At 71.5% G+C, this 23,971-nt stretch carries 25 protein-coding genes; 10 read left to right on the forward strand and 15 right to left on the reverse strand.

The annotated features are described in order from the left end of the window. Window positions 1–273: 273 nt before the first annotated feature. From ACFIF2_RS08160 to ACFIF2_RS08180, 5 genes are all read right to left on the reverse strand, one after another. On the reverse strand, window positions 274–1,350 hold the full coding sequence (locus tag ACFIF2_RS08160) for a SpoIIE family protein phosphatase (protein ID WP_395571955.1): 1,077 nt from the start codon (window positions 1,348–1,350) through the stop codon (window positions 274–276). After that, complete coding sequence (locus tag ACFIF2_RS08165; RefSeq protein WP_395571849.1) at window positions 1,347–1,790, reverse strand: anti-sigma regulatory factor; 444 nt, start codon at window positions 1,788–1,790, stop codon at window positions 1,347–1,349. The genes ACFIF2_RS08160 and ACFIF2_RS08165 overlap by 4 nt, the downstream gene beginning before the upstream one ends. After that, complete coding sequence (locus ACFIF2_RS08170) at window positions 1,769–2,194, reverse strand: STAS domain-containing protein (RefSeq protein ID WP_395571850.1); 426 nt, start codon at window positions 2,192–2,194, stop codon at window positions 1,769–1,771. The genes ACFIF2_RS08165 and ACFIF2_RS08170 overlap by 22 nt, the downstream gene beginning before the upstream one ends. Next, a complete protein-coding gene (locus ACFIF2_RS08175; protein WP_395571851.1) occupies window positions 2,191–3,090 on the reverse strand; it encodes an STAS domain-containing protein in 900 nt (299 codons plus the stop codon). The genes ACFIF2_RS08170 and ACFIF2_RS08175 overlap by 4 nt, the downstream gene beginning before the upstream one ends. Before the next feature lie 135 nt (window positions 3,091–3,225). Next, a complete protein-coding gene (locus ACFIF2_RS08180; protein WP_395571852.1) occupies window positions 3,226–4,392 on the reverse strand; it encodes a PP2C family protein-serine/threonine phosphatase in 1,167 nt (388 codons plus the stop codon). A 142-nt stretch (window positions 4,393–4,534) separates the two neighbouring features. On the opposite strand from ACFIF2_RS08180, the gene ACFIF2_RS08185 reads away from it, so the two are divergent. Next, the gene (locus ACFIF2_RS08185) at window positions 4,535–5,017 is read left to right on the forward strand and encodes a MarR family winged helix-turn-helix transcriptional regulator (protein WP_395571853.1); all 483 of its coding nucleotides are present in this window, start codon (window positions 4,535–4,537) and stop codon (window positions 5,015–5,017) included. Window positions 5,018–5,304: 287 nt separating this feature from the next. Here ACFIF2_RS08185 and ACFIF2_RS08190 read toward each other — a convergent pair whose 3' ends face one another. Continuing rightward, a complete protein-coding gene (locus ACFIF2_RS08190; protein ID WP_395571854.1) occupies window positions 5,305–5,745 on the reverse strand; it encodes a VOC family protein in 441 nt (146 codons plus the stop codon). A 144-nt stretch (window positions 5,746–5,889) separates the two neighbouring features. On the opposite strand from ACFIF2_RS08190, the gene ACFIF2_RS08195 reads away from it, so the two are divergent. Next, entirely contained in the window at window positions 5,890–6,351 is a 462-nt protein-coding gene (locus ACFIF2_RS08195; protein WP_395571855.1) for an SRPBCC family protein, read from the forward strand. Window positions 6,352–6,521: 170 nt separating this feature from the next. Here ACFIF2_RS08195 and ACFIF2_RS08200 read toward each other — a convergent pair whose 3' ends face one another. After that, window positions 6,522–7,484, reverse strand: a complete 963-nt coding sequence (locus tag ACFIF2_RS08200) for a helix-turn-helix domain-containing protein (protein WP_395571856.1) — start codon at window positions 7,482–7,484, stop codon at window positions 6,522–6,524. A 102-nt stretch (window positions 7,485–7,586) separates the two neighbouring features. On the opposite strand from ACFIF2_RS08200, the gene ACFIF2_RS08205 reads away from it, so the two are divergent. Together ACFIF2_RS08205 and ACFIF2_RS08210 are read left to right on the forward strand one after the other, a co-directional pair. Next, on the forward strand, window positions 7,587–8,618 hold the full coding sequence (locus tag ACFIF2_RS08205) for a saccharopine dehydrogenase family protein (RefSeq protein ID WP_395571857.1): 1,032 nt from the start codon (window positions 7,587–7,589) through the stop codon (window positions 8,616–8,618). Between the two features lie 175 nt (window positions 8,619–8,793). Continuing rightward, on the forward strand, window positions 8,794–9,504 hold the full coding sequence (locus ACFIF2_RS08210) for a DUF4232 domain-containing protein (RefSeq protein WP_395571858.1): 711 nt from the start codon (window positions 8,794–8,796) through the stop codon (window positions 9,502–9,504). Between the two features lie 203 nt (window positions 9,505–9,707). On the opposite strand, the gene ACFIF2_RS08215 is transcribed toward ACFIF2_RS08210, so the two are convergent. Both ACFIF2_RS08215 and ACFIF2_RS08220 read right to left on the reverse strand, forming a co-directional pair. Then, a complete protein-coding gene (locus tag ACFIF2_RS08215) occupies window positions 9,708–11,909 on the reverse strand; it encodes an FG-GAP repeat domain-containing protein (protein WP_395571859.1) in 2,202 nt (733 codons plus the stop codon). Between the two features lie 138 nt (window positions 11,910–12,047). Then, window positions 12,048–12,494 carry an anthrone oxygenase family protein gene (locus ACFIF2_RS08220; protein ID WP_395571860.1) on the reverse strand — a complete coding sequence of 149 codons (447 nt, stop codon included), beginning with the start codon at window positions 12,492–12,494 and terminating at the stop codon, window positions 12,048–12,050. Between the two features lie 97 nt (window positions 12,495–12,591). On the opposite strand from ACFIF2_RS08220, the gene ACFIF2_RS08225 reads away from it, so the two are divergent. The 3 genes from ACFIF2_RS08225 to ACFIF2_RS08235 all read left to right on the forward strand — a co-directional run bounded on the left by ACFIF2_RS08225 (window position 12,592) and on the right by ACFIF2_RS08235 (window position 14,223). Beyond that, window positions 12,592–13,170 (forward strand): TetR/AcrR family transcriptional regulator, encoded by a 579-nt coding sequence (locus ACFIF2_RS08225; protein WP_395571861.1) that lies wholly within the window; start codon window positions 12,592–12,594, stop codon window positions 13,168–13,170. A 105-nt stretch (window positions 13,171–13,275) separates the two neighbouring features. Beyond that, window positions 13,276–13,809, forward strand: a complete 534-nt coding sequence (locus ACFIF2_RS08230; RefSeq protein ID WP_395571862.1) for a 2'-5' RNA ligase family protein — start codon at window positions 13,276–13,278, stop codon at window positions 13,807–13,809. A gap of 135 nt (window positions 13,810–13,944) precedes the next feature. Then, on the forward strand, window positions 13,945–14,223 hold the full coding sequence (locus tag ACFIF2_RS08235; protein WP_395571863.1) for a GlsB/YeaQ/YmgE family stress response membrane protein: 279 nt from the start codon (window positions 13,945–13,947) through the stop codon (window positions 14,221–14,223). A 115-nt stretch (window positions 14,224–14,338) separates the two neighbouring features. Here the strand turns inward: ACFIF2_RS08235 and ACFIF2_RS08240 are convergent, their stop codons facing one another. Next, window positions 14,339–14,767 (reverse strand): DUF6892 domain-containing protein, encoded by a 429-nt coding sequence (locus ACFIF2_RS08240; RefSeq protein ID WP_395571864.1) that lies wholly within the window; start codon window positions 14,765–14,767, stop codon window positions 14,339–14,341. 62 nt (window positions 14,768–14,829) lie between these two features. Further along, window positions 14,830–15,423 (reverse strand): TetR family transcriptional regulator, encoded by a 594-nt coding sequence (locus ACFIF2_RS08245; RefSeq protein WP_395571865.1) that lies wholly within the window; start codon window positions 15,421–15,423, stop codon window positions 14,830–14,832. A 109-nt stretch (window positions 15,424–15,532) separates the two neighbouring features. On the opposite strand from ACFIF2_RS08245, the gene ACFIF2_RS08250 reads away from it, so the two are divergent. Next, a complete protein-coding gene (locus ACFIF2_RS08250) occupies window positions 15,533–16,678 on the forward strand; it encodes an FAD-dependent oxidoreductase (protein ID WP_395571866.1) in 1,146 nt (381 codons plus the stop codon). Between the two features lie 286 nt (window positions 16,679–16,964). Beyond that, complete coding sequence (locus ACFIF2_RS08255) at window positions 16,965–18,521, forward strand: APC family permease (protein ID WP_395571867.1); 1,557 nt, start codon at window positions 16,965–16,967, stop codon at window positions 18,519–18,521. 121 nt (window positions 18,522–18,642) lie between these two features. Here ACFIF2_RS08255 and ACFIF2_RS08260 read toward each other — a convergent pair whose 3' ends face one another. The 4 genes from ACFIF2_RS08260 to ACFIF2_RS08275 all read right to left on the reverse strand — a co-directional run bounded on the left by ACFIF2_RS08260 (window position 18,643) and on the right by ACFIF2_RS08275 (window position 23,469). Beyond that, complete coding sequence (locus ACFIF2_RS08260) at window positions 18,643–20,679, reverse strand: CocE/NonD family hydrolase (RefSeq protein ID WP_395571868.1); 2,037 nt, start codon at window positions 20,677–20,679, stop codon at window positions 18,643–18,645. A 12-nt stretch (window positions 20,680–20,691) separates the two neighbouring features. Continuing rightward, the gene (locus ACFIF2_RS08265; RefSeq protein ID WP_395571869.1) at window positions 20,692–21,996 is read right to left on the reverse strand and encodes an acetyl-CoA carboxylase biotin carboxylase subunit family protein; all 1,305 of its coding nucleotides are present in this window, start codon (window positions 21,994–21,996) and stop codon (window positions 20,692–20,694) included. A gap of 144 nt (window positions 21,997–22,140) precedes the next feature. Further along, entirely contained in the window at window positions 22,141–22,656 is a 516-nt protein-coding gene (locus ACFIF2_RS08270; RefSeq protein WP_395571870.1) for a putative immunity protein, read from the reverse strand. A gap of 84 nt (window positions 22,657–22,740) precedes the next feature. Next, on the reverse strand, window positions 22,741–23,469 hold the full coding sequence (locus tag ACFIF2_RS08275) for an SDR family oxidoreductase (RefSeq protein WP_395571871.1): 729 nt from the start codon (window positions 23,467–23,469) through the stop codon (window positions 22,741–22,743). A 75-nt stretch (window positions 23,470–23,544) separates the two neighbouring features. On the opposite strand from ACFIF2_RS08275, the gene ACFIF2_RS08280 reads away from it, so the two are divergent. Then, window positions 23,545–23,922, forward strand: coding sequence for a MerR family transcriptional regulator (locus ACFIF2_RS08280; RefSeq protein WP_395571872.1), 378 nt, complete (start codon window positions 23,545–23,547; stop codon window positions 23,920–23,922). The last annotated feature ends 49 nt before the right edge of the window (window positions 23,923–23,971 follow it).

Raw genomic sequence — 23,971 nt, forward strand, 5'->3', positions numbered from 1 at the left:
CGGCCGGGCTCCAGCGGCGGCTCTCCCGCACGGCGCAGGACCAGCCGGAGCAGGCCGTCGGTGCCGGCGGCGGGCGGACGCAGATGGACCAGCAGTTCGTACCGTTCGTCACCGTCGAGCGCGTCGAGCCCGTCGAGACAGGGACGCAGTTGGGCGGTCAGCGCCGTCACACAGCGCAGACGTTCCAGGAGAGGGACGTCCGCGTCGGCCAGCAGACGCGCCACGGCTGTCCGGGCGCGTGCCGCGTCCGTGGCGGAGCCGATCGGCCAGGTGTCAGGGACGGTCATCGGGATCGGTGCGGTGGCCGTTCGCCAGTACGGCCACGCTGGTGTCGTCGCGCAGGGGGCGCGCGGCGCTACTGGCTTCGCGCAGGACCGCTGCCGCGATCACGGCCGGGTCACGGGTGAGGAGGTGGGGATCGGCGGGCGGCGTCCAGCGTCCCGGCAGGCCGTCACTGTGCAGGAGAAGCAGGCTGTCGGCCCGCCACGTCGTGTGCTGCAGCGGCAGGGGCGCCGGCAGGCGCGCCCCGACGATGCCCGGCTGGGACAGCAGCGGCCGCCAGGTGCCACCGGAATGCAGACGCGCGCCGACGTTGCCGACCCCGCAGTACGAGAACCCGCCGGTGGCCACGTCGGCCTGGCACACGATGACGGCCGCGCCCCGGGTGGAGCGCAGCGCTCCGTCGATGCTACGCATGATCTCGTCCGGCGGCCGGCCCGCGCTGTCCCGCAACTGAGCCACGGCGGCGGTGGCGGCCCGCGCGGCCCTGATGCCGTGGCCGAGCCCGTCGGCCAGCACGAGGGTCAGGCGGGAGCCCGAGCGCACGCAGCCGAAGGCGTCACCCGAATACGGGTCCTGGGCCAGCGAGACGTTGATGCCGCCGGCCCGCATGCCGTGTGCGGAGCGGGGCGTGCGGACCCGGGCGGCGGGTGCGGGACCGACGCGGGCGACGGCCACGGTGCCCTGTCCGCGCCGGCTGTGCAGGTCGAAGGCGTTCGATACGCGCAGGCAGGTCCCGAGGCCGGCGCCGAGCGAGGCCGGAACCGTCGAACTGCCGTCACGCAGCGCGGCTTCCACGTCGGGGATGCCCGGTCCGTGGTCGAGCGAGGTGACCTGCACCCACGACGAGGAGGGGACGTCGGTGACGTCCGGATCCTGAGCGAGATTGATCACGATGCGGCCGCCACCGGCGTGCTTGAGGAGGTTGGTGGCCAACTCGGTGGCCACCAACGCGCCCACGGCGGTGCGCTGGGAGTCGAGCCCGGCCTCGGCACACGCCTCCTCGGCCGCCACGCGCACGTCCCGGATGCGTGTGGTGTCGTGCACCGGAACATCCCAGACGCGGCTCACAGGGCACCGCTGCGGGGAGTCGGCAGTCCGGAGATCCACTCCGTGATGGTGACGGTGGTGCCCTCTCCGGGCCGGCTGTCCAGGGCGAACTCCTGCACCAGCCGTTTCGCCCCGCTCAGGCCCAGTCCGAGGCCACCGCCGCTGGTGTAACCGTCGGTCATCGCCAGGTCGATGTCGCGGATGCCGGGCCCCTCGTCGATGCAGGACAGCCGCAGTCCGCGGGACTGGCCGTCGTCCAGGACGGTCATCTCCATATATCCGCCGCCCCCGTGGACGAGGGTGTTGCGGGCCAGTTCACTGGCGGCGGTGACCAGTTTGGTCTGCTGGACCAGGCTGAAGCCGAGTTCGGCCGCGGCCTGACGCACCTCGTGCCGCGCCCAGGCGAGGTCGGCGTCGGAGCCGATGCTGACCTTGGTCGTCAGGCCGAGTCGGGCTTGCATGACGCGCCCTCCTGCGGATGTGGGGACGGGGCCGCCGAGGAGGCGTGTCCCAGCGAAGCCAGGGCGCTCTCGACATCCAGGGCGGTGGGCAGGCCGGGCAGGGTGAGCCCCAGCTCGACCAGCGTGATCGCGACGGCCGGCCGCATCCCGGTCAGTACCGTCCGGGCGGCCAGCAGGCGGGCGCCGGCGGCGATCTCGGCCAGGACGCGGCCGAGGAAGGAGTCGACGATCTCCACGCCGGAGATGTCGATGACGACCCCGTTCACCGGCCGCCGCGCGATGCGGTGGGTGATGTCGTCCTGGAGCTGCTCCGCCGCGCCGTCGTGCAGATCGCCCTGGAGGGTGACCAGCAGTATGTCTCCCAGCTCCAGGACCGGTACGGCGACCGCGGGGTGGTAGGTCACCGTCGGCCCACCGCGGCGGGTGAACGCGGGGAGACTTCGATGCCCAGCCGGCCCAGCGCGTAGGCGAGGGCGTCGGCCAGGCCGGCGCGCGTGGTGATGGGGCCGAGGTCGATCCCGAGGTGGACGATGGTCTGCGCGATCGCCGGGCGGATGCCCGAGACGATGCACTCGGCACCCATCAGCTGCGCGGCGGCCACGGTCTTCATCAGGTGCTGGGCGACCAGGGAGTCGACCGTGGGCACGCCGGTGATGTCCAGGATGGCGTACTGGGCGCGCTGGGCGACGATCGCCTCCAGCAGGCTCTCCATGACGACCTGGCTGCGGGCGCTGTCGAGCGTGCCGATCAGCGGAACCGCCACGACGCCGTCCCACAGCCGGATCACCGGGGTGGCCACTTCGAGCAGCTGTTCACGCTGCCGGGCGATGAGCTGTTCACCGGCACTGAGCGCCGTCTCCATCACCACCAGACGCAGGGTCCCCATCAGAACGGTCAGGGCCAGCACGGACTCCCGGGCCTCCGCCTCCGACGGATCGGAGAACTCCGCGAGGAGCAGCTCGGTGGCCGGGCCGCGCAGTGCGGCGACCTCCTCGGCGACCTGGGCGGGAGACGATCCGCTGCGGGCCCGGGAGGCGGCCGTCCGCCCCAGCTGGTCGCGCACCGCCTCGAAACCGGCCGCCGCGACGTCCTCCGGCCGGCCGGATGCGGCTACGGTGGCCAGCGCGTCCACCACGGCCTTGCTCGCCTCGACCGCCTCGTCACGGGAGAGAGTGAAGACCGTGCGGAACAAAGGGGCGTCCGCCCAGCGCTGGGCGAGCTGCTCCCGGCGCCGGCCGAGAAAGGCGCCCACCTGCCGCGTCGCCAGTTCCTGGGCCGCGTCCCGCTCCGACACTTGCATCGTCTCCCTTGCCTGCAGCCTTCGCGCCGCCGAGTGGTACGCGCTCCGGCAATAATTGCCGTACGGCAAACATTAGCCCCGGGGGAGCGGCACGAACAAGCGATCCCCGGTGCGAGCTTCACCACGGCGCGACGGTCACCGCCCCAGCCAGTCCAGGCAGACCACGAGGGCGTCGTCGTCCGGGATCCGCTGCCCCCGGTGTCCGGTGAGCTCCCGCAGGATGGCCCGGGGGACCTCGGCGGCCGGCAGCAGGCGCGTCGCCTGGATCGCGCGGGCCAAGGCCGCCTCCCCGTAGGTCTCGCCCTTCGGCGAGGCGACGGCGTAGACGCCGTCGCTGACGAAGACCAGGCGGTCGCCGGGCTCGGCCCGGAACTCCTGGGTCACGTAGTCGGTCTCCTCGAACATGCCCAGCGGCAGCTGCGCCTCCAGCTCGACGCGTTCCACGTTCCCCTCGCGCAGCCGGAACAGTTGCGGCGACCCGGCGTCCACCACCCTGGCCCGGCCGGTGGCGAGCTCGAAGTCGAACATCAGCACCGACAGATAGCAGTCGCCCCCGTACTGGGCGTACACGGCCTGGTCGGCCAGGGCCGCCTGGTCGGCGAGCGGCAGCCCCGCGCGCCGGGCGTTGCGCAGGGCGTTGATGGCCAGGTTCGTCAGGAGGGACGCCTCTATGCCCTCGCCCATGCCGTTGGTGACGTACAGCATCAGGTGCTCCGCCGTGGCGGACCAGTCGAAGTTGTCGCCGAAGATGGCGTACGCGGGCTCCAGCTGAGCGCCCAGCTCGTACTCGGGCCGGCTGCAGGACCGGCCGGGCAGGAGCTGCCACTGCATCTCGGCCGCCAGCGTGAGCCGGTCCTTGCGGCGCGCCTGGAGATAGAGGTCGGTGTCCCGCTCCGCCACGACGACCTCGCGCCCGAGCACCTCGGCGATCTCGGCCAGCTCCGTCAGGCAGTCGCGGACGTGGTCCCCGCCCGGCAGCGCGACCGACAGCACGCCGAGCCGGTCACCGCGCACGCTCACCGGCAGATGTGCTCGCACCAGGCCGCCGCCTCCCGGCGCGTCCTCCACGAACGGCTCCTGGGCGCCGAAGGCCCGTCCCTCGGGGCTGTTGTGCACCGACACCGGCTCCAGTGTGTGCGGCAGCACGGACACCGGCTGCAGCACCGTCAGCCCGTAATCGGCCATGAAGAGCTCGACGCCCTCCGCCGCGTACTGCTCGACCAGTACACGACGGACGGCGTCGAGCAAGTCATGCGGTGCCGCCGTACGGACAGCACGTTCAGCGGCGACAAATCTATTCATGATCGAAATTCCAATCATTTGTCCGGCATGCCGAGAATATGGCGAAATGTGATCAATGCGGAAAAAAGTGAGCTACTCAAGACGTCTGCAGCCGGGGGACGGGTCCTAGTACGCTGACATCTGTCCCAGCGTCTGCGAGAGTATGGCCGTGAGTACTATCCGCCCCCGCCCACAGCCCGACGAGGTCGCCCGTGTGACCTCAACGGCCGCGGAGCTACTGGAAGTGCTCTGGGGTCGCGCCTCGACGGCTCCCGCCTCGGCCTCCCAGCTGCGCGTGCTGCTCATCCTCGAACACCACGAGGGCATCAACCTGCGCACCCTGGCCGACTCCCTCGCCTCCACGCCGCCCTCGACCAGCCGGCTGTGCGACCGGCTGCAGGCCACCGGGTTCGTCGACCGCGTGGTGAGTCCGTCCGACCGTCGCGAGGTACGGCTGCGCCTCAGTGACCGGGGCCGGGCGTTCCTCGACGACCTGCGCCGGCGCAGGCAGCGTGAACTGCGGTCGGTGCTGGACGTCATGCCCGCGGCCAAGAGGGCGGCGCTGCTCGAGGGGCTGGAGGCGTTCTGTGACGCCGCGGCGGGCCGGATACACGACGAGGCCGACTCCGAGACACGGTCCGCCTGAAACGGACACGGCCGCACCGGGCCGCCCGGTCCCTCGCCATGGCGGCAGCCGGCGCACGGTGCGACGCCGGCCCATCGGAGCATCCCGGCCCCTCCCTCGTCCACTTCTGTCACGGATACTTTGTTGCCTCAAGGCTATAGTTGTCAAACGACAACAATCGTTCCTCCCTCTCTCGTTCAGTCACCTGATACCCGCTTCGGCGCCGTGCAAGGCCACCGCCGAACGGGCCGCGGACGTCGCGTCGGAGCGCGTTCGCGTCGACCGGGCCCGGGCGAGGGGACGCCGTCTCAGCTCAGTTGCTCGGCCAGTCCGACGATGATCCCCTCCGGGCCGCGGACGTAGCAGAGCAGATGGCTGTCCTCGAACCGGGCGATCTTCCCGAGGAGTTCGCCGCCGTGGGGACGCAGGCGGGCCACGGTGTCCTCGATGTCGTCGACCGCGAACATGACGCGGTGCGTGCCCAGGACGTTGTGCGGCCGGTCGCTCGGTCCGGCGCTGATCGCCGCGGGGCTGCGGTACTTCGACAGCTCGAGCCGGCCGTGACCGTCCGGGGTCCGGAGCATCGCGATGTCGCAGTGGACGCCGTCGAGTCCGGTGCACTGGTCGGCGAAGAGGCCGCCGGCCTCCGCCCTGCCCTCCAGCTCCATACCGAGTTCCTGGAAGAACCCGACGGCGGCGTCCATGTCCCCGACGACGATGCCGACGTTGTCCATCCGTTGAATCGCCATACCGGCTTCTCCTCTGCGACTGATGCGGGCGGTTATTGACCGGACGTTAGCCGAGTGATCTCCGGGTACTCGTCTCATCCCGCGGGCGCCGACGGGTCGGCCGCCGGGCGGGGCAGTGACGAACACGGCAGAGAGAGGTTTCACATGAGCACGGTGAAGGAAACGGTCGAGGTCGAGGTTCCTGTGCACACCGCGTACAACCAGTGGACCCAGTTCGAGGAGTTCCCGCAGTTCATGGAGGGGGTCGAAGAGGTCAGGCAGCTCGACGAGCGCCGCAACCACTGGACGACCAAGGTCAGCGGGGTGAAGCGCGAGTTCGACACCGAGATCGTCGACCAGCTTCCCGACGAGCGCATCACGTGGCGCACCACCACGGGCGACTCCAAGCAGAAGGGCACGGTCCGCTTCCAGCGCCTGGACGACACGCACACCCGGGTCGAGCTGGTCATGGAGGTCGACCCCACCGGTGCCGCCGAGAAGGCCGGCGACATGCTGGGAGTGATCGACCGGCGGGTCAAGGGTGACATGCAGCGTTTCAAGGAGTACATCGAGGGACGCGGCGGGGAGTCCGGAGCCTGGCGCGGGCGCATCAGGCCGGGTGAGTGACTCCCGTACCCGTGGTGCACCGCACCTCGGGAAGGACCCGGGCGACGACGCCACCAGGCAGGCACGGGGGGCCGGTCCGGCCCACGGCGAAGCGGCGACCCCCGGCCTCGGGCGTCGCCGCTTCGCCGTGCCGCCGGACGGGACGCGCGTGAGACGAAGGCGGGCGGGGTTCATGCCCTCGGTGGTGCCTCCGTCGTACGCGAGCGGAACGTGCGCCGGTAGGTGTCCGGCGGCACCCCCAGCGTGCGGTTGAAGTGGCGGCGCAGCGTCGTGGCCGTCCCCATGCCCGTCGACCGGGCGATCTTGTCGATGTCGTGGTCCGTCTTCTCCAGGAGTTCCTGCGCGTGGCGGATGCGCTGGGCCAGCAGCCACTGGAGAGGCGTGGTGCCGGTGGCGGCACGGAAGTGGCGGCTGAGGTGGCGGGAGCTCATCCCCGCCTGGCGGGCGAGGTCCTCCACCGACAGGGGCCGGTCGAGACGTTCGATGATCCAGGGGAACAGGGCGGTGAGCGGGTGGCCGTCCTGGTCGGGTACGGGAGTACTGACGAACTGGGCCTGGCCACCGGCGCGGTGCGGCGGGACGACCAGACGACGGGCGACCGTGTTGGCGACGGCCGAGCCGTGGTCGAGGCGGACGAGATGGAGACACAGGTCGAGGGCGGCGGCCTTGCCGGCGGACGTCAGCACGGAGCCGTTGTCGACGTAGAGGACGTCCGGGTCGACCTCGATCGCGGGATGACGGGTGGCGAGGACGTCGGTGTGGGCCCAGTGGGTGGTGGCGCGCAGGCCGTCCAGGAGGCCGGCGGCGGCGAGGACGAACGCGCCCGTGCACAGGGACACGACGCGGGCGCCCGCGTCGTGGGCGTCGCGCAGCGCGGCGAGGAGGTCCCCGGGCGGGGGCACGTCGACATCGGCCCAGCCGGGAACGATCACTGTGCCGGCGTGGCGCAACTGGTCGAGGCCGTGGTCCGGGGCGAGGCGGAAGTGGCCCAGGCGGACGGGGCGCGACGCGCACACCGCCAGGTCGTACCAGGGGACGGTGACGGCGGCGGGGGCGGAACCGAACACCTCGTGCGCCACGGCCAGTTCGAAGTGGAGCATGCCGTCCGTGACGGCCAGCGCGACAGAAGTCATGTCCGGAACTGTACGGGCCATGTCGTTGCGGACACTCACGGTTCGGTCCCCGGCGTCGCCAGAATGGATCTCGGTCGATCGGTTCACGAGACGGAGGACGTCATGGCGGCGGGACAGACGGTGGCGGTGTACGGGGCGTACGGGCACACCGGGCGGTTCGTGGTGGCCCAGCTGGTCGAGCGGGGGTTCGTGCCGGTCCTGGCGGGGCGCGACGCCCGCAAGCTGGCGGAACTGGCCGAACAGTACCCGGGACTTGAGGCGAGACCGGCAGCGGTGGACGACCCGGCCGCGCTCGACCGGGTGCTGGCGGGGGCCGCGGCCGTCGTCAACTGCGCCGGCCCCTTCGCCGTCACCGCGGCCCCGGTGATCGAGGCGTCCTTGCGCGCCCGTGTCCCGTACGTCGATGTCGCCGCCGAGATCGAGGCCAACGCCGACACCTTCGCGCACTTCGCCCGGCGGGCCCGCGAGACCGGTGCGGTGATCGTGCCGGCGATGGCCTTCTACGGCGGGCTCGGCGACCTGCTGGTCACCGCCGCGATGGGCGACTGGACGGAGGCCGACGAAGTGCACGTCGCCTACGGACTGAACAACTGGCACCCCACCCCGGGTACACGGATCGCCGGCCAGGTCTCCGCCGAGCGGCGCGGCGGGCGCCGGGTGCGGTTCACCCAGGGCCGGCTGGAGTACCACGGTGACGCCCTGCCCACGCTCGAGTGGCCGTTCCCCGAGCCGATGGGAGCGCGGCCCGTCGTCGGCGAGTTCACCATGGCCGACGTCGTCACGGTCTCCAGTCACCTGGCCGTCCCCGAGGTGCGCACCTACATGACGACGGAGGCGGCCGGCGGTGTGGCCGCGCCGCACACACCCGCGCCCACCGCCGTCGACGAGCACAGGCGTTCCGCACAGACCTTCCTCGTCGACGTCGTGGTGCGCCGCGGTGAGGCGGAGCGCGGCATGGTCGCCTCCGGGCAGGACATCTACGCCGTCACGGCACCCCTCGCGGTCGAGGCGGTCGCCCGTGTCCTCGACGGCCGGATCCGGGCCAAGGGAGTCGCCTCGGCCGGCGAGATCTTCGACGCCCACGACTTCCTCCGGTCGCTGGCCCCGCACATCACCGTGGCCCCGCGCGCCTAGCGGAAGCCGTGGTCGCTCCCTGGTGTACCGGGCCGCGTATGTAACAGGGGTGTCCTGGGCAGCGGCCGGTGGGAACGTCACCCCGGGCCCGGAAGGTCTTGCTGGTCAGAAACGCTCGCTCGGACCGACTCGGTCCGAGCGGCCGGCACCTCCCACCGAGACCGAGGACGAAACCATGCGCGTTCGCAAGCTCACCTTCGCTGCCCTGGCCGTCGCCGCCGGTCTCTCACTCGCGGCCTGCAACGGCGACGACGGCACGGCACGGAGCGACGGGGCACCCGCGTCCCCCGCCGGCCCCGCGTCTTCCGAGGGCAGCGGTTCGGGCTCGGGCGCGGGCGCATCGGAGCAGGGCGCCGGGGGCCAGGAGGACGGGGGCCAGGAGGACGGGAAGGACTCCGCCGGCCAGAACTCCGGCGGGCAGGGCACGGCCGGCGGAAGCGGCTCCGGGGCGAACGCCGAGGCCGGGAAGTGCCGAACCGGCGCTCTGAAGATCACCGCGTCGGACAGCACCATCGACGGCGACCCCCGGGGCTCGGTGGCGGTGACGTTCGTGAACGTCGGCGGCCGGGACTGCGCCCTGTCCGGATACGCGGGCGTCGACCTGAAGACCAGTGAAGGGGACCTGTCCGCCCGGCGCAGTGGCCAGGAGTCCAGCCATGTGGTCCTCAAAAGCGGCGAGTCGGTGTCCTTCGGCATCACCTACCCGGTCAACGACTCGGGCGGTTCCGGAGTCCGGGTCACCGGACTCGTGGTGACCCCGCCCGACGAGACGAAGTCGTTCTCCCTCGCGTGGCCGGGTGCCTCGTCCCTGCCCGTCACCGATGGCGCCGGCACCCCCGTCGAGGTGGGCCCCCTGGGCAGCGCCGGCCAGGGCGGGGCGAGCTGACCAACGTGGATGGGCTGTCGCCGCCTCCGGGAAACGGCCGGACCGCCGGCGGCCGCGCGACCTCCGACCGGCCGCCCGGCCCCCGACCGGCCGCCCGGCCCCCGACCGGCCGGGGGATCCCCGGCCGGTCGGGTCGACTTCGTCGCGCGTCGCACGCGGTCGCGTTACGGAAGCGTCGAGACCGCGACAGCGCGTGGCGCGGGTCAGACGATCGGCTGCTGCGCGTTCGCGGGGCGCTCGAGCCCCATCAGCTGGCGGCCGAGGAACGGAGCCTTCCAGGAACTCGTACCCCGGTAGAGGTAGTTGCCCTGAGGGCCGAAGGCAGCGAGGTCGTTGCGGCCGTCGCGGTCGGCGTCGTCGACGGCGACGAGGTGGGTGTACGCGTTCCACCCGGCGCCGATCCGGGTGCGGGACGCGAACGTGCCGTCGCCCTTGCCCAGGTAGAGCCAGAGCACCCCGTCCTTGTCCCGGGCGACCAGGTCGCCGGCGGTGGCGCCGCCGATGTTCCCGACGGCCGTCAGGTCGTTGTAGACGCCCCAGCCGCCGCCGACCTTCTTGCGTGCGGAGAACGGGGCGGTGGCGGTGCCGGTCCCGGAGTAGAGCCAGAGGACACCGGCCCGGTCGGTCGCCAGGAGGTCGTTCCTGCCGTCCCCGGTGAGGTCGGAGCCGCCCGCGATCCTGTCGTAGGTCTGCCAGCCGCCGCCGACCTTGACCCGGCCGGCGAAGCCGCCGCGGCCGTCGCCCTGGTACAGCCACAGGACACCGGAGGTGTCGCGGGCGACCAGGTCGCCGACCGGCGTTCCGGCGAGGTCACCGGTGGCCTCGATACGGTCGTAGACGTTCCAGCCGCCGCCGACGAGGGCCTTGGCCTCGCCCTCGCCGAGCTGCCCGGACGCGTTGGCACCCGCGTTGAAGTAGGTGTCGTGGCGCGAGAGTCTGCCCCCGGAGTCGCGCGTGAGGATGTCGGGCGTGCCGTTGTCGTTGAAGTCGTGCGGCCGGGCCGCGCGGGTGACCGTGAAGGTACCTTCGGCGCTGGTGGCCGGGCCGATGCCGTTGAGGGGCTCGGCCACGACCTCCCAGGTGTAGGCGCCGTTGGGAGCGGCCTCGTACCCGTCGCCGATCGCCCCGCCGTTCCAGTCCAGCGTCACGGACGGGGTGTCGGGGTGCCTTTCGGAGGCGACGACGGTCTTCCCGGTGCGGACGTGGCGCAGCGTGATCCGCACGTCCACGGTGGTCCGGGAGAAGTCCCAGCGCAGCGACGGCGAGCCACCGTTCGCGTCGAGGTCGACGACCGCGGGGACGGTGTTGCCGGTGATCTCGACGTTCGTGGGTGCTCCGGCGCTCGCCACCTGGGTGACGACGGGGGCCCCGCCGTCCCCGGCGGTGATCTTGAACAGGCCCTCGCCGTCGGCGACGGTGCCCCCGCGCACGTACAGGCCGTCGGGGGCGGCGGCGGACGAGGTCAGGTGGTCGAGCAGTTTCACCGAGGCACCGGTGGCCGGGTGGTACGCGGTGACGGCGTGCAAGGGGTTCTCTTCGCCGGACGAGAGGCCTCCGGCCTCGCCGTACACGACCCAGCCGCCGACCAGGCCGACGTGGAGGTCACTGGCGTGGGCCTGGGCGACCGGGAGCCTGTCGACGACGTCCGAGGCGCGGTCCAGGACGTACACCGAAGGGGTCGCGGTGTCGTCACCCTCGGTCCAGACGACGTGGGTTTCGGAGACGGCGATGTCACCCCCGGCGGAACCGGGGGTCCGGTCGTGAACCTCGTGGACCGAGGCGGTCGCGAGGTCGACCAGGGCCCACTTCTCGCGGCCACCGTCGGTGAAGGTGAGCAGGGCGTCCTCGGGAGTGCCGGGGAGGACCGCGACGTCCTTCGCGCCGGCCGGCAGGCCGGTGACGGTCCGCGCGCCCGTGTCCTCGGTGTGCTGACGCAGCTTCACGGCTCCGTCGGCCTCGGCGGTCGTGAAGATCGCGTTCGCCGCCGAACCCGCGTAGCGCGGCTCACCGGCCAGATCCCCGACGAAGACGTCGAACGACGACAGGGTCTTGAGGTTCCGCTGCTGGACGCCCCAACGGCCCGCGAAGACGAGGTAGTCCGCCGTCCGCGTCGAGCGGAGGTAGGTCCGGTGTGCGTACCCCGTCCCGGCGCCGTCCGCGTACCGCGTGAAGCGCTTGTCGACGGAGCCGTCGGCGAGGGTCACGAAGCCGGTCAGACCGGCGTCGACCAGCTTCGCGCCCTTGAGGAAGGGCATGAGTGCGGCGTCGGAGGCCGCCGAGTCCGCCGCCACGGCCGCGTGGGCGGGCGCGGCCGGTGCGGACAGGACGCCCACGCCGGGAGTGACGGTGATGACAGTGGTGACGGCGACTATCAGCCGACGTCGGGTCGATCGGGCCAGGGGCACGTGAGATTCCTTCTGGATGTATCAGGCGCACCATGCGCCTCACGGCCTATGACTCACCAAGGAGCGAATGGTTGTACGAAGGTGTGGGCCGGGACCCGCGGGTATGGACTCCGGGCGGCGACGCGGTGCCGCGTGGGCTCAGGCGAGGGCGGTGACCAGCAGGGCGAACGCGGCGATGATCACGGCGACACGGACGTGGTGGAACCGGTCCCAGCGGTTCATCTGCTGCTTCCAGTCGGCGGGCCGGTTCTCGGGGGTCCACGTCTTGCCCCGGTTGTTGATCGGGACCAGCAGCAGGAGCGACATGATCACGCTGAGGAGCAGCAGCGCGCCGGCGGTGACGGCGAGGCCGGCTCCGGGGCGGTCCCGTCCGGCGACGGCCCAGACGGTGACGAGGGCCAGCGAGGTGATGTACCAGACCGGCATCACGGCGCCGAGCATCCGGCCTCCGTGGGCGCGGCCGAGCTGGCCGCTGTCCTCGGGCAGTGCGTTGAGGATCGGGTTGACGACGAAGGCGACGGAGAACTCCACCCCCCCCATCACGCCGACGACCACGGTGGTGAAGACCTCGAGTGCGTTGAGCATGAGTGATCCCCCTCTTCAAGACACCTAGCGTTGCTAGATGATGTGGCAACGCTAGCCCTACCGCCGCTCGATTGTCTAGCGGTGCTAGCATCGGGTCATGTCGGTACAGGAACGCAAGGAGCGCGAACGGGCGAGCCGCGAGCGCCTCATCGTGGCGTCGGCCCGCGAACTCGCCGAGCAGCAGGGCTGGGACGCGGTGACCACCCGCCGGCTCGCCGAGCGCATCGAGTACAGCCAGCCCGTCCTCTACAGCCACTTCCGCGGCAAGCGCGAGATCATCGGCGCCGTCGCCCTCGAAGGTGCCGCCGAGATGGCCGCGGCACTGCGGGCCGCGACCTCGGCCGCGGACGGTCCCCGCGCCCGGGTCACCGCCCTCGCCCGCACCTACCTCGACTTCGCGGCACGCAACCCGGCGGTCTACGACGCCATGTTCCAGCTCGACGGCGGCCTGCCGTTCGCGGACGAGGACACCCCGGAGCCTCTGAAGGACGCGTTCGCCGCCCTGCTGGAGAGCCTCGGCGAGGTCGCCGGCGACGGCGTCCACCCGGGGCTGTTCACCGAGGTGTTCTGGGCGGCCCTGCACGGGCTGGCGACCCTGACCCGGGCGGAACGCCTCCCGCCGGAGGACGCCGAGCGGAGGACGGAACTGCTGCTGGACCGGCTCATCGTGCTCTGACGTGCCGTCCCGGCGGGCGTGCGGACGGGCCGGGCCGCGCTCGGCACGCGGAACCGGCCGAGCCGGAGCCCTTGGCCGTCCCGGCCTCGCCGGTAGGCTGCGGCGGTGCGCACGGTTGAGCTGCTGTTGGACGAGACGGCGGAGCAGGTGGTCCGGGAGGCCTGGCGGCGGCTCGCGGACGCGGGACTGCCCAGCCAGGCGCGCCACCCCTCACCGACCAACAGTCCGCACCTGACGCTGGCCGCCTGCACCGAGCTGACCGCCCCGATCCGCTGGGAACTCGCCGAGGTGGCCGCCGCCCTGCCGTTGCCGGTGCGGTTCACCGGCGTGGTCCGCTTCGAGCGGCCCACCTCGGTGCTGGCCTGGGCGCTGGACCGCGACTCGGTGCTGGCGGACCTCCAGCGCCGGGTGTGGGAGGCGGTGGCCTCGGACAGCCCGCCCGAGGCACTCAGCCCGTTCCACGAACCCGGCCGTTGGAGCCCGCACATCACCCTCGGCCGTACCCGGCGCGCGGGTGCCTTCGCCGGCCGGCGGATCCCCGAACTGCTGCCGACGCCCCCGCTGTCGGTCCAGCTCGTCACCCTGCGCAGCTACGACACCGAGACCGGCGTCCTGGAAGTGCTGAAGCCCCGCGCCTGAGAGGCATCCGCCGGCATCCCGGCCCCGGCCGGCGCAACCGACTTGCGGATGACACGTTTGTTCGGGCGAGAGCGGTGTACACGATGAATTGATTCATCTCTTACACGACTCTTACACGACGAAGCGGAGACGCTCATGGGCATCATTGCGTGGATCGTCATCGGCCTGCTCGCCGGCGCCATCGCCAAGGCGCTGATGCCGGGCAAGGACCCCGGCGGCATCATCATCACCATGCTCATCGGTATCGCCGGAGGTCTGCTCGGCGGCTGGCTCGGCAAGGTGATCTTCGGCGTCGACTCCATCGACGGGTTCTTCGAACTCTCCACCTGGATCGCCGCCATCGTCGGCTCGGTCATCCTGCTCGCCCTCTACCGCCTCGTCGTCGGCAACCGGCGCTCGCACCGTCACGCGTGACCGGCCGGCGCTCACGACCCGGCCTCCGACGGCTCCCTCCCCGCGCGCGGGGAGGGAGCCGTCGGGCTGTGCGGGCGCCCGCCGGGCCGCCGCCGTGCGCAGGCCGCCCGAGGCCTCAGTCGGCGACGATGCCCCGGACACGGAGGTCGTCCTGGAAGCCCGGGCCCAGGAACTCGGAGCCCAGGACCCGCCGGAGGTTCGGAAGCTTCGCGAGGTCGTCGAGCGAGGCGATGTCGAACAGGTCGTCCTCGCCGTCCCATACGGGGGCGCACTCCTGGTAGATCCGGTTCCCGCCGTCCATGCACAACTCCTCGACTTCCGCCAGGAGTTCGTTGCTGATCTCCAAGGACTCGAAGTGGTCGCGCGCCTCGGGCACCACCTTGTACTCCAGCCCGTGCTGGTAGGCGTACTCCCAGGGGTCGTCGCCGAGACCCCGCTCCCGCAGCAGATCGGCGAGCCGGAACTGCGGAGTGAGCTTCTCGTCGATGTACATGAGCTGCTCGATGACGACGAGTTTGAAGTTGAAGTCCTTGAACTGGGTCATGCGCACAATCTAAGCGGCGGCTGACGGGCGCAGACGCCGCCCGGTCCCGGCCAGGTCCCCTCTCATGGCCGGTCGAGTGTCGCCGCGAGGGCCGGGGCGAGCAGGTCGGCGATCTCCTCGGGGGAGGGGTGGGTGAGGGCGGGGATCCGCAGGATGTACCGGCCCAGCGCCAGGCCGAGGAGCTGTGAGGTCACCAGTGCCGCCCGGGCGGGCGCCGCGTGCGGGCCGACGACCGGGGCGAGTGCCGGGCCCACCTGGCTCGCGAAGATCTCACGCATGCGCGCGGCCGCGTGGTCGGCCGTCACCGCGGAGCGGAGCAGCACCAGCAGGGTGTCACCGGCCGGGGCCTGCTCCCAGCGGTCGAGGAAGGTCAGGACGAGTGCGCGCGGAAGCTGCTCGCGGGGCACGGCCGTGAGGTCGGGCAGGTGCAGGTCGACGGTGAGCGCGGCTTCGAAGAGGCGGTCCTTGCTGCCGTAGTAGCGCATCACCATCGACGGGTCGATGTTCGCGTCCGCGGCGACGGCGCGGATGGTGGTGCGGTCGTAGCCCTGTTCCGCGAAACGCCGCCTGGCCGCGTCCAGGATCGCCGCCCTCGTGCGGCCCGAGCGTCGCGCCGTGCCGGCGTTCGCCTGCGTCGTCTCCTTGCCCCGCGTCATGCCAACAACTGTAGGCCAACGAGTGTTGACATGCCATCGCCGCGGGGCCATTCTCGATGTCAACGGTTGTTGGCCAACAGCTGTTGGCACCGGAATCGGAGGCATCGCCATGAACGCCACCGCACAGCCCGCCGCACTCCCCGCCCGTACCGCAGTGGCGATCGTCGGGGCCGGTCCCACCGGCCTGGCTCTCGCGCTCACCCTCGCCGCCGAGGGCGTCGACTTCGTGCTGCTGGACCGGCTCGCCGAGGGTGCCAACACCTCCCGCGCCGCGGTCGTCCACGCCCGCACCCTCGAGGTGCTCGACGAGCTGGGCGCGGCCGCCCCGCTGGTCGAGCAGGGGCTGAAGGTCGAGCGGTTCGCGGTCCGCGACGGAGCCAGGAAACTGCTCACCGTCCCCTTCGGCGGGCTGCCGACCGCGTACCCGTACACCCTGATGATCGAGCAGTACAGGACCGAGGCCGTGCTGCTCGCCCGTCTGCGGGCGCTCGGCGGCGACGTGCACCGGCCGTACGAGGTCGAGTCCCTCGCGCAGGACGCGGACGGCGTCACCCTCACCCTCGCCGGAGGGCAGACCCTGCGCGCCGACTACGCCGTCGGCGCCGACGGGATGCACAGCTCGGTGCGCGAGGCGGCCGGGATCGGCTTCAGCGGCAGCGCGTACGAGGAGTCCTTCGTGCTCGCCGACGTCGAGATGGACTGGGCGCCGGGGCCCGAGGAGGTCTCGCTGACCTTCGGCACGGACGGTCTCACCGTCGTCGCGCCGCTGCCCGGCGGCCACTACCGCGTCGTCGCCACCGTCGCCGACGCCCCGGCGGATCCGGGACTGGGCTTCGTGCGGCGACTGCTCGACGAGCGCCTGCCGGGTCAGGCACGGGCGCACCGGGTGGTCTGGTCGTCGCGGTTCCGCATCCACCACCGGGTGGCGGACGCCTACCGCGCGGGCCGGCTGCTGCTCGCCGGGGACGCCGCGCATGTGCACAGCCCGGCCGGCGGGCAGGGCATGAACACCGGCATCCAGGACGGCGTCGCCCTCGGGCGCGCCCTCGCGGCGGCGCGGGTCGAGGAGTACGAGGGGCGACGCCGGCCGGTCGCGACGGAGGTGGTCGCGTTCACCGACCGGATGACCAAGGTCGCCACCACTCGCAACCCCGTTCTGCGGGCCGTCCGCAACGCGGTGCTCCCGCGGATCGGGCGGATCCCGGCCGTCCGCGCCAGGCTGGCGCGCCGGCTCGCCGAGCTGGACTACCGGTGACCCCCTCGGCCCGGTCCGCAGGGGCCGGGCCGGCCGCCGGTGCGCACGGGAAGTGTGACGCAGGTCACGCGTTGCGACTGAGCTGCGAGAATCGGCCACTTCTGCGATAACCGAATATCGGACGGCCACTGCCCGCCCTTTGGGAGATGCGGGTAGTGGGCACTCTTCCCCTGGGTAGTGCAGGTGAACGCTCGTCATCGACCTGCAAATGAATGGTGGAGTGAGCGGAGGTGGTCCGAGTCATCGAACAGCCACCACGGAAACCGCAGGACTTAACGTCTTGTTCATGACTCAGCTGGACGTACGGCTGGATGCCTCCGACGGTGACGGAGCCTCCTCCGAAGGCATGCGCGCGAAGGGCCTGAACGGGAATTCCGTGGGCCTCATGGGCAGTGCGGTGATCGGCGTGTCCACCGTGGCCCCGGTCTACTGCCTCACCTCAACGCTCGGCTCGACCGCCGGCGAGGTGGGTGTGCAGATGCCCGCGGTGTTCCTCGCCGGCTTCCTGCCCATGCTGCTCGTCGCCTTCGCCTACCGCGAGCTGAACAAGGCCATGCCCGACTGCGGCACGTCCTTCACCTGGACGGTGCAGGCGTTCGGCCCCCGTGTGGGATGGATGTGCGGCTGGGGCCTGGTGATCGCCACGATCATCGTGCTGTCGAATCTGGCGGGAGTGGCGACCTCGTACTTCTGGTTGCTCGCGGGAGAGGTCACCGGAAGTACCGCGGTGGCCGACCTCGACGGCAACAAGGCCGTGCACATCGTGACCTGCCTCGCGCTGATCGCACTCGCCACGGTGATCAGCTATCGCGGGATGACGGCGACCAAGGGCCTGCAGTACGCCTTGGTGGCGCTGCAGCTCGTGGTGCTGGCCGTCTTCGTGGCGATGGCCTTCTCCAAGGCCGGAAGCGCCGACCTGCCGACCTCCGCCGACTTCTCCTGGTCCTGGCTGAACCCGTTCGCCGTCCAGTCGTTCGCCGCCTTCACCGCGGGGCTCTCGCTGTCGATCTTCATGTACTGGGGCTGGGACGCCTGTCTGACGGCCAACGAGGAGACCAGCGGCAGCAGCCGCACCCCGGGCCGGGCGGCACTCGTCGCCATGGTCGTGCTCGTCGGTTCCTACCTGGCCACCGGCGTCGCCGCGCAGATGGTCGTGGGCTCCGGTGACGAGGGACTCGGCCTGGCCAACCCCGACACGTCGGACAACGTCTTCGCCGCCCTCGCCGGTCCCGTCATGGGCCCGGGCCTCGGCGTCCTGCTCTTCGTCGCGGTCCTCGCCTCGGCGGCGGCGAGCCTGCAGACGACGTTCATCCCGGTCGCCCGCACGGTCCTGGCCATGTCGACGTACGAGGCCCTGCCCGCCTCCTACGCCCGGGTCCACCCGCGTTTTCGCACCCCGGGCCGGGCCACGGTCACCGCGGGCGTCGCCACGGGCGTCTTCTACACGGTGATGACCCTGGTCAGTGAGCACGTACTGGTCGACACGATCTACGCGCTCGGCCTGATGATCTGCTTCTACTACGCGCTGACGGCCTTCGCCTGCGCCTGGTACTTCCGCGCCGACCTCCTGAAGTCCGGTCGCGACCTGATGTTCAAGGGACTGTTCCCGCTCGTCGGCGGCGTCCTGCTCGCGGCCGTCTTCGTCAAGACACTGGTCGACATGTGGGACCCCGCCTACGGCAGCGGATCGTCCGTCCTCGGAGTCGGATCGGTCTTCGTGATCGGCGTCGGACTGCTCGCGCTCGGCGTGCTCATCATGTGCGTCATGCGTCGACGCAGCCCCGCCTTCTTCCGCGGCGAGGTCCTCACCCGCTCGACACCCGCCCTGATCGCGGAGGACTGATCCCCCGAGACACACCCCGGCGCAGGGCGCCCGCAGGCGCCCCCCGCCCAGGGGGAGCAGGGGGCGCTTCAGCAGGGGCCGGGCGAACCGGGGGAGTCGGGGGAGGGCGGGGCTCGGGGTGTCAGAGCAGGTCTCGTGGCACCGTCTCGTTCCAGGTGCGGGAGAAGACTCGTCGGCCGCTCTCGTAGCCGTCCAGGGTGGCGTCGACGAAGAAGCGGTCCTCGTCGCACGTGAGACGGGTGTGCGTGACCACGCGCACGTCCCAGTCGTCGCGCCGGAAGCCCATGGTCCACGTCGACTCGCCGCTCACGGACGTGAAGTCGTCCGCGACGGAGGCATAGCGTTCGTACGCCCGCCGGCCGACGTCCAGGCCGATCTCCTCGAAGCGGACCGTGCCCCGGTCCTTCACCGTCTCCAGTTCGGCGTGGTAGTTGACCAGGTCCCGCTTCACGTCCCACCGCTCCTCCGGAGGAGCGAGCGTCGTGGTGGCGATGGGCGGGGTGCCCTCCGGTTCACCGAACGGTGCCGCCTGGGCGTCGTCGGCCTTCTCCGGGGGCCGGACCGGGAGGGTGAGGCTGCTGGAGCCCTCGTGGACGCTGAGCATCGCCGGCTTCGGCGGCGGCCAGGCCAGTGGCCAGTAGGAGGACGACAGGGAGAGGCGGATGCGATGGCCCGGCGGGAAACTCTGCGCCACTCCGTTGAGGTGGACCGTGGCGCGGTACCGACGGCCGGGCACGAGCGGCTCGGGCTGTTCCGCACTGTCCAGCCGGGTGAGGTTCAGGAGGCCGTACGTCACCCGGGTCGCCGCTCCGTCCGGACTGACGTCGGACAGGCGCGCGGCCACCATGGCCACCGGTTCGTCGACCGACAGATCGAGGTCGAGGGTCGGCGAACCGAGGATCTCCACCCGTTCGTCGAGCGGCGCGGTCTCGAAGACGAGGGAGCCGCCGTCCTCCTCGCGCTGGTCGTAGGGCAGGTCGGGGGGCGCGTTGTACGAGGCCCACTTGCCCGCGAACTGTCCGACGGACAACGGTGACCGCACGGTCAGGACGTCACCGCCCTCCCCTCCCGCCGCCTGCTCGCCGGGAGGCGCGATCCGCCGCCCAAGGAGCGGATGCGTGACCGGGCGGACGTGCGGCGACGGCCAGCGCGGTTCCGCCACCCAGCGCCCCGGCCGTTCCTCGTACGACGTGGACGGCGGGACGCTGTCCTGCATCCACGTCCGCAGCATCGGACCGTCCATGACGCCGTTGTCGACGCCCTTGAGCCAGTGGTCCCACCAGCGCACGACTTCCTGGAGGTAGCCGATCGCGGGCCCCGGCTCACCGAGGTGGGGGAACTTGTGCGACCAGGGGCCGATGAGCCCCTTCCTGGGCACGTCCAGATGGGCGAGCAGCCGGGTGACCGCGTTGGAGTAGCCGTCCGCCCAGCCGCTGGAGGCGAGTACCGGGCAGCGTACGTCCTGGTAGTTCTCGGCGACCGAGGCGTGCCGCCAGTAGTCGTCGCGGCGCTGGTGCCGCAGCCACTCCAGGACCCAGGGCCGCGCGTTCTCGAGGCGTTCGTGCCACATGTCGCGCCAGCGGTCGCCGACCACCGCCGGGTCGGGGGGACACGTGGCGTAGGCGAACATGGTGCCCGCCTCGGCCAGGTTGTCCGACAGCATGGCACCGCCCATGTAGTGCATGTCGTCGGCGTGCCGGTCGTCGGTGAAGGACGCGATGACGATGGCCTTCAGGCTCGGTGGCCGCCGGGCCGCCACCTGGAGGGCCGCGAACGCGCCCCATGACAGGCCCATCATCCCCGTCGTGCCGTCGCACCAGGGCTGGTCGGCGAGCCAGGCCAGCACCTCCTCGGCGTCACGCTGCTCGATCTCCAGGTACTCGTCGCGCAGCACCCCCTCCGACTCGCCGGTGCCCCGCAGGTCGACGCGGACACACGCGTAGCCGTGCCCGGCCATGTAGGGGTGGTGGACGGAGTCGCGTTCGGAGGTGAGATCGCGCTTGCGGTAGGGGATGTACTCCAGCACCGCCGGCACGGGTTCCTGGTCCGACGACGTGGGCCGCCAGACGCGCGCCGACAGACGGACGCCGTCCGACATGGGGATGACGACGTGTTCCTCTTCCTTGGTCGTGTACGGCAGATGGGTCACGTGTCGCATGGTCGGCGCTCCTTAACCCCGCGCTCCTTCGGCCGGCTCGGCGAAGGTGAGGCCCAGGGCGGCGACGCACTGGTCGTACTTCCTGCGCAGCTCCTCCTCGTCGTCGCCACCGGTGAAGATGTGCGCGAGTTCGTAGCTGTAACTGTCCTGCTGGGAAAGGTCGGAGAGCCGCTGGCCGGCCTCGGGCAGGACCTCGATCCGTACGCCCGGAATCTCGCTCTCGATCCGGGCGATGTCCTCGGCGGAGGGAACGCTGCGCACCACTCCGTCCGTGAACCACCGGTAGTACCACTTCGCCGCCATCGCGTACGGGCCCTGGCGGTGCGGCATGCGGGGGTCCTGTCCCAGGGCGAGGGCGAGCATGGGGTGGTGGTTGGGGACACCGTCCACGTACTGGAACAGCTCGGCGTGCGACTGCGAGTGGCGCGGGTTGATCTCCAGCAGGCCGATGTCCTGGCTGCCGGGGTCGTAGAAGTACTCCACGCTGAACGTCGCGTTGTCGAAGCCGATCTGGCGCATCACCCGCTCGGTGACCTCGTGCAGCCGCGTGATGACCTGCGGAGGCAGCATGGAGGGGTACTGGTGACGCAGGAAGCACGGTGAGTCCGGGTAGTCGATGGAGTCCAGCGTGCCGTAGACGGTCACGTCCCCGTCGTGCACGTAACCCTCCACCGCGACCTGCACACCCGACAGCGACTCCTCGGCGAGACACACCCGGCCACCGACACCGTCCATCTCCGGCGGCAGGTCCACCTGCCCGAGGACGTGCTCGAAGGGGCGCCCGATACGGGAGATGCCCTCGCGTATCTCCGCGACGGCCGTACGGAACTCCTTCTCGTTCCCGACCCCGAAGGCGAGTTCGGACGAGTAGGACAACGCGGGCTTGAGCCACATCGGAAACCGCATGCCGTCCGGGAGGCGCGGCGGATCCGCCTCCAGGTCGACGCGGCCGAAGCGGGGATGACGGTCCGTCACCTTACGCTGTTCGAGCCTGCTCCAGTACTTGTGCTCGCACTTGACCACCGACTCGAGGCTCGTGGTCCGGGCGCCGTACCGTTCGCCGAGGATCGGGACGAGGGTGCTGACCGGGAAATCCCAGTACCCGACGATCGCGTCGATGCTTCCGTCGAAGGCGTCCAGCACCCGCTGTGCCTTCTCCACCACCGTCGGCAGCGACACCTCCCCGCCCTGAAGCTCCTCCACCGTCAACAGACCGTGGAAGCGCAGCTCGTCGGCCCCCGGTACGGCCTGGAGCGTGGGCAGGTTGGCCTCGTCGAGACCGACCACGAAGACGTTCTTGACATTGTCGCCAGACACGGCTCTCCTCTCTCTTCCCAAGATCGACGGGGTACCCCTGCACGGCGCGGGCAACACCACCCCGTCGGTTCCGGAGGTCCTCGTCGGTGCCGCGTCCCGGGGCGCTCCGTGGTCGGTGTCGGTGCACGATGCCCCGACGCGCGCTCAGCAGTCGAACACCGACCAGCAGATGTCGTTCCGCAAGCGCTGGTCGTCGAGTACCAGCTCGCGAACGGCCTCCGGAAGCCGGTCACGCTGCCACCGGCACTCGAGTCGCCCCGCGGTCTCGCCCTCGCCTTCGGGCGCGGCAGCGCGTGCGGCCTTGATCGCATAGGCGGCCGCCCCGAGTTCGTGGGCGGCGACGTGTGCGACGACCGCGGCCTGGCCGGCGGCATACGCCGCGTGCCGTGCCGCGCCGCGCAGGTCTCGGGCCGCGCCCATCGCATGACCGCCCGCCGCGCGGGCCTCCATCATTTTGACCTCGCCACGCGTCCATGCGCGGGCCTGCTCGATCGCCCGGCGCGGCCGCGTGTCCCCGGGCTGAGCCGACTCGAACAGGTCGAGGACGTGCTCCGCGCAAGCCGCCGCCCAGAGGGCGAGGAGATGGTGATCGGAATCGGTGAGGGTTCCACCGCGCCGGATCGTCACGAAGCGAGGGTCTCTGACCTTCGGGAGGATCATGGCCGGCGTTCCTTCCTGTTGGCGTGCGGCCCATACTCGCGGACGCGCCCCGCCGAGGGCCACGCGGTCGGCGACCAGGCCCCCTCAGGCCGCCGTCAGCGCCGCCAGGGCACGGTCCATCGCGGCGTTGAACTCCTCCGGCGCCAAAGGCAGCCGGGACTTGACGTCCCGGCTCCACTGGTCGGCGAGGACCTCGGCCCGGCCCGCCTCGACACCGTCGAGTGCCGCGTCGGCCAGGTCCGACGGCGCGATCTTGGCCACCGGCCAGCCCGCGGCCATGTCGGTGTCGGCCAGACCGAGGTGCACCGCTGTCACGAGCGTGCCCTGCTCGGCGAGCTCCAGGCGGACGCCGTTGGTCATGGCCCAGGCGGCGGCCTTGGTCAGGTGGTAGGCGCCCGCGCCCTTGCCCCCGAACCACGACATGGCGGAGAGCACGTTGACGATCGCGCCCCCGCCGTTCTCGGCGAGCGCCGGCGCGAACTCCCGGATCATTCCCAGGTGGCCGAACACATTGGTCTCCAGCTCGTGCCGGACCGCGTCCAGCGAACCGGTCACCAGGTCGGTCCCCGTCTGGATCCCCGCGTTGTTGACGAGCAGCGAGACGTCCGGGGCGGCCTCGGCGGCGGCCCTCACGGATGCGGGATCCGCGATGTCGAGAGGGAGCACGTCGACGCCGGGCAGGTTCACGGTCTCGGGCCGGCGAGCCGTCGCGTAGACCTTGCGGGCGCCCCGTTCGAGCAGGCGCTGGGCGAAGGCGCGGCCCAGGCCGCGGTTGGCTCCGGTGACGAGGGCGACCGAGTTGTTGATGTCCATGCCCGGTACGCTAAAACCTGACGTCTACGTCAGAGGCAAGTGCCGATCATCAGGGCCGGCGTGAGAGGAATCACCATGACCGTCACAGAGGCCCCGGCCGAGCGGCTGATCCGCATCGGCGAGGTGGCGCGGGGCGCCGGCGTCTCGGTACGCGCCGTGCGCTACTACGAGCAGCAGGGGCTGCTCGTGCCGCGGCGCAGCCCGTCCGGCCAGCGCCTCTACCGGCAGGATGCCGTCGCCCTGGTCCGTTTCTTCCAGCAGATGTTCGCCGCCGGCCTGACCAGCCGAAGGATCGCGGAACTCCTTCCGTGCTGGGACTCCGGGCACACCGACGCCGAGCAACGAGCCATGCTGCGCGCCGAGCGGGACCGCATCCAGGCCAGGGTCGATGACTTGCAGGCCGCCCTGGACCGCCTCGACCAGGTCATCGCGATCACGGACACGCACCCGTAGGCGCGGATGCGGGCGCCGGCCCGGCCGGTGGGGCGGGCCGAGCGTCGTC

This window comes from Streptomyces sp. BK79 (assembly GCF_044142145.1).
In the GTDB taxonomy this organism is placed as follows: Bacteria; Actinomycetota; Actinomycetes; order Streptomycetales; family Streptomycetaceae; genus Streptomyces.

What these genes read in the sequence shown, in the direction of transcription:
- ACFIF2_RS08165 (WP_395571849.1), bottom strand. Translation starts at nt 1,790, where the DNA reads ATGCAAGCCCGACTCGGCCTGACGACCAAGGTCAGCATCGGCTCCGAC.
- ACFIF2_RS08175 (WP_395571851.1), bottom strand. Translation starts at nt 3,090, where the DNA reads ATGCAAGTGTCGGAGCGGGACGCGGCCCAGGAACTGGCGACGCGGCAG.
- ACFIF2_RS08180 (WP_395571852.1), bottom strand. Translation starts at nt 4,392, where the DNA reads ATGAATAGATTTGTCGCCGCTGAACGTGCTGTCCGTACGGCGGCACCG.
- ACFIF2_RS08185 (WP_395571853.1), top strand. Translation starts at nt 4,535, where the DNA reads ATGGCCGTGAGTACTATCCGCCCCCGCCCACAGCCCGACGAGGTCGCC.
- ACFIF2_RS08190 (WP_395571854.1), bottom strand. Translation starts at nt 5,745, where the DNA reads ATGGCGATTCAACGGATGGACAACGTCGGCATCGTCGTCGGGGACATG.
- ACFIF2_RS08195 (WP_395571855.1), top strand. Translation starts at nt 5,890, where the DNA reads ATGAGCACGGTGAAGGAAACGGTCGAGGTCGAGGTTCCTGTGCACACC.
- ACFIF2_RS08200 (WP_395571856.1), bottom strand. Translation starts at nt 7,484, where the DNA reads ATGACTTCTGTCGCGCTGGCCGTCACGGACGGCATGCTCCACTTCGAA.
- ACFIF2_RS08205 (WP_395571857.1), top strand. Translation starts at nt 7,587, where the DNA reads ATGGCGGCGGGACAGACGGTGGCGGTGTACGGGGCGTACGGGCACACC.
- ACFIF2_RS08210 (WP_395571858.1), top strand. Translation starts at nt 8,794, where the DNA reads ATGCGCGTTCGCAAGCTCACCTTCGCTGCCCTGGCCGTCGCCGCCGGT.
- ACFIF2_RS08220 (WP_395571860.1), bottom strand. Translation starts at nt 12,494, where the DNA reads ATGCTCAACGCACTCGAGGTCTTCACCACCGTGGTCGTCGGCGTGATG.
- ACFIF2_RS08225 (WP_395571861.1), top strand. Translation starts at nt 12,592, where the DNA reads ATGTCGGTACAGGAACGCAAGGAGCGCGAACGGGCGAGCCGCGAGCGC.
- ACFIF2_RS08235 (WP_395571863.1), top strand. Translation starts at nt 13,945, where the DNA reads ATGGGCATCATTGCGTGGATCGTCATCGGCCTGCTCGCCGGCGCCATC.
- ACFIF2_RS08240 (WP_395571864.1), bottom strand. Translation starts at nt 14,767, where the DNA reads ATGACCCAGTTCAAGGACTTCAACTTCAAACTCGTCGTCATCGAGCAG.
- ACFIF2_RS08245 (WP_395571865.1), bottom strand. Translation starts at nt 15,423, where the DNA reads ATGACGCGGGGCAAGGAGACGACGCAGGCGAACGCCGGCACGGCGCGA.
- ACFIF2_RS08250 (WP_395571866.1), top strand. Translation starts at nt 15,533, where the DNA reads ATGAACGCCACCGCACAGCCCGCCGCACTCCCCGCCCGTACCGCAGTG.
- ACFIF2_RS08255 (WP_395571867.1), top strand. Translation starts at nt 16,965, where the DNA reads ATGACTCAGCTGGACGTACGGCTGGATGCCTCCGACGGTGACGGAGCC.
- ACFIF2_RS08260 (WP_395571868.1), bottom strand. Translation starts at nt 20,679, where the DNA reads ATGCGACACGTGACCCATCTGCCGTACACGACCAAGGAAGAGGAACAC.
- ACFIF2_RS08270 (WP_395571870.1), bottom strand. Translation starts at nt 22,656, where the DNA reads ATGATCCTCCCGAAGGTCAGAGACCCTCGCTTCGTGACGATCCGGCGC.
- ACFIF2_RS08275 (WP_395571871.1), bottom strand. Translation starts at nt 23,469, where the DNA reads ATGGACATCAACAACTCGGTCGCCCTCGTCACCGGAGCCAACCGCGGC.
- ACFIF2_RS08280 (WP_395571872.1), top strand. Translation starts at nt 23,545, where the DNA reads ATGACCGTCACAGAGGCCCCGGCCGAGCGGCTGATCCGCATCGGCGAG.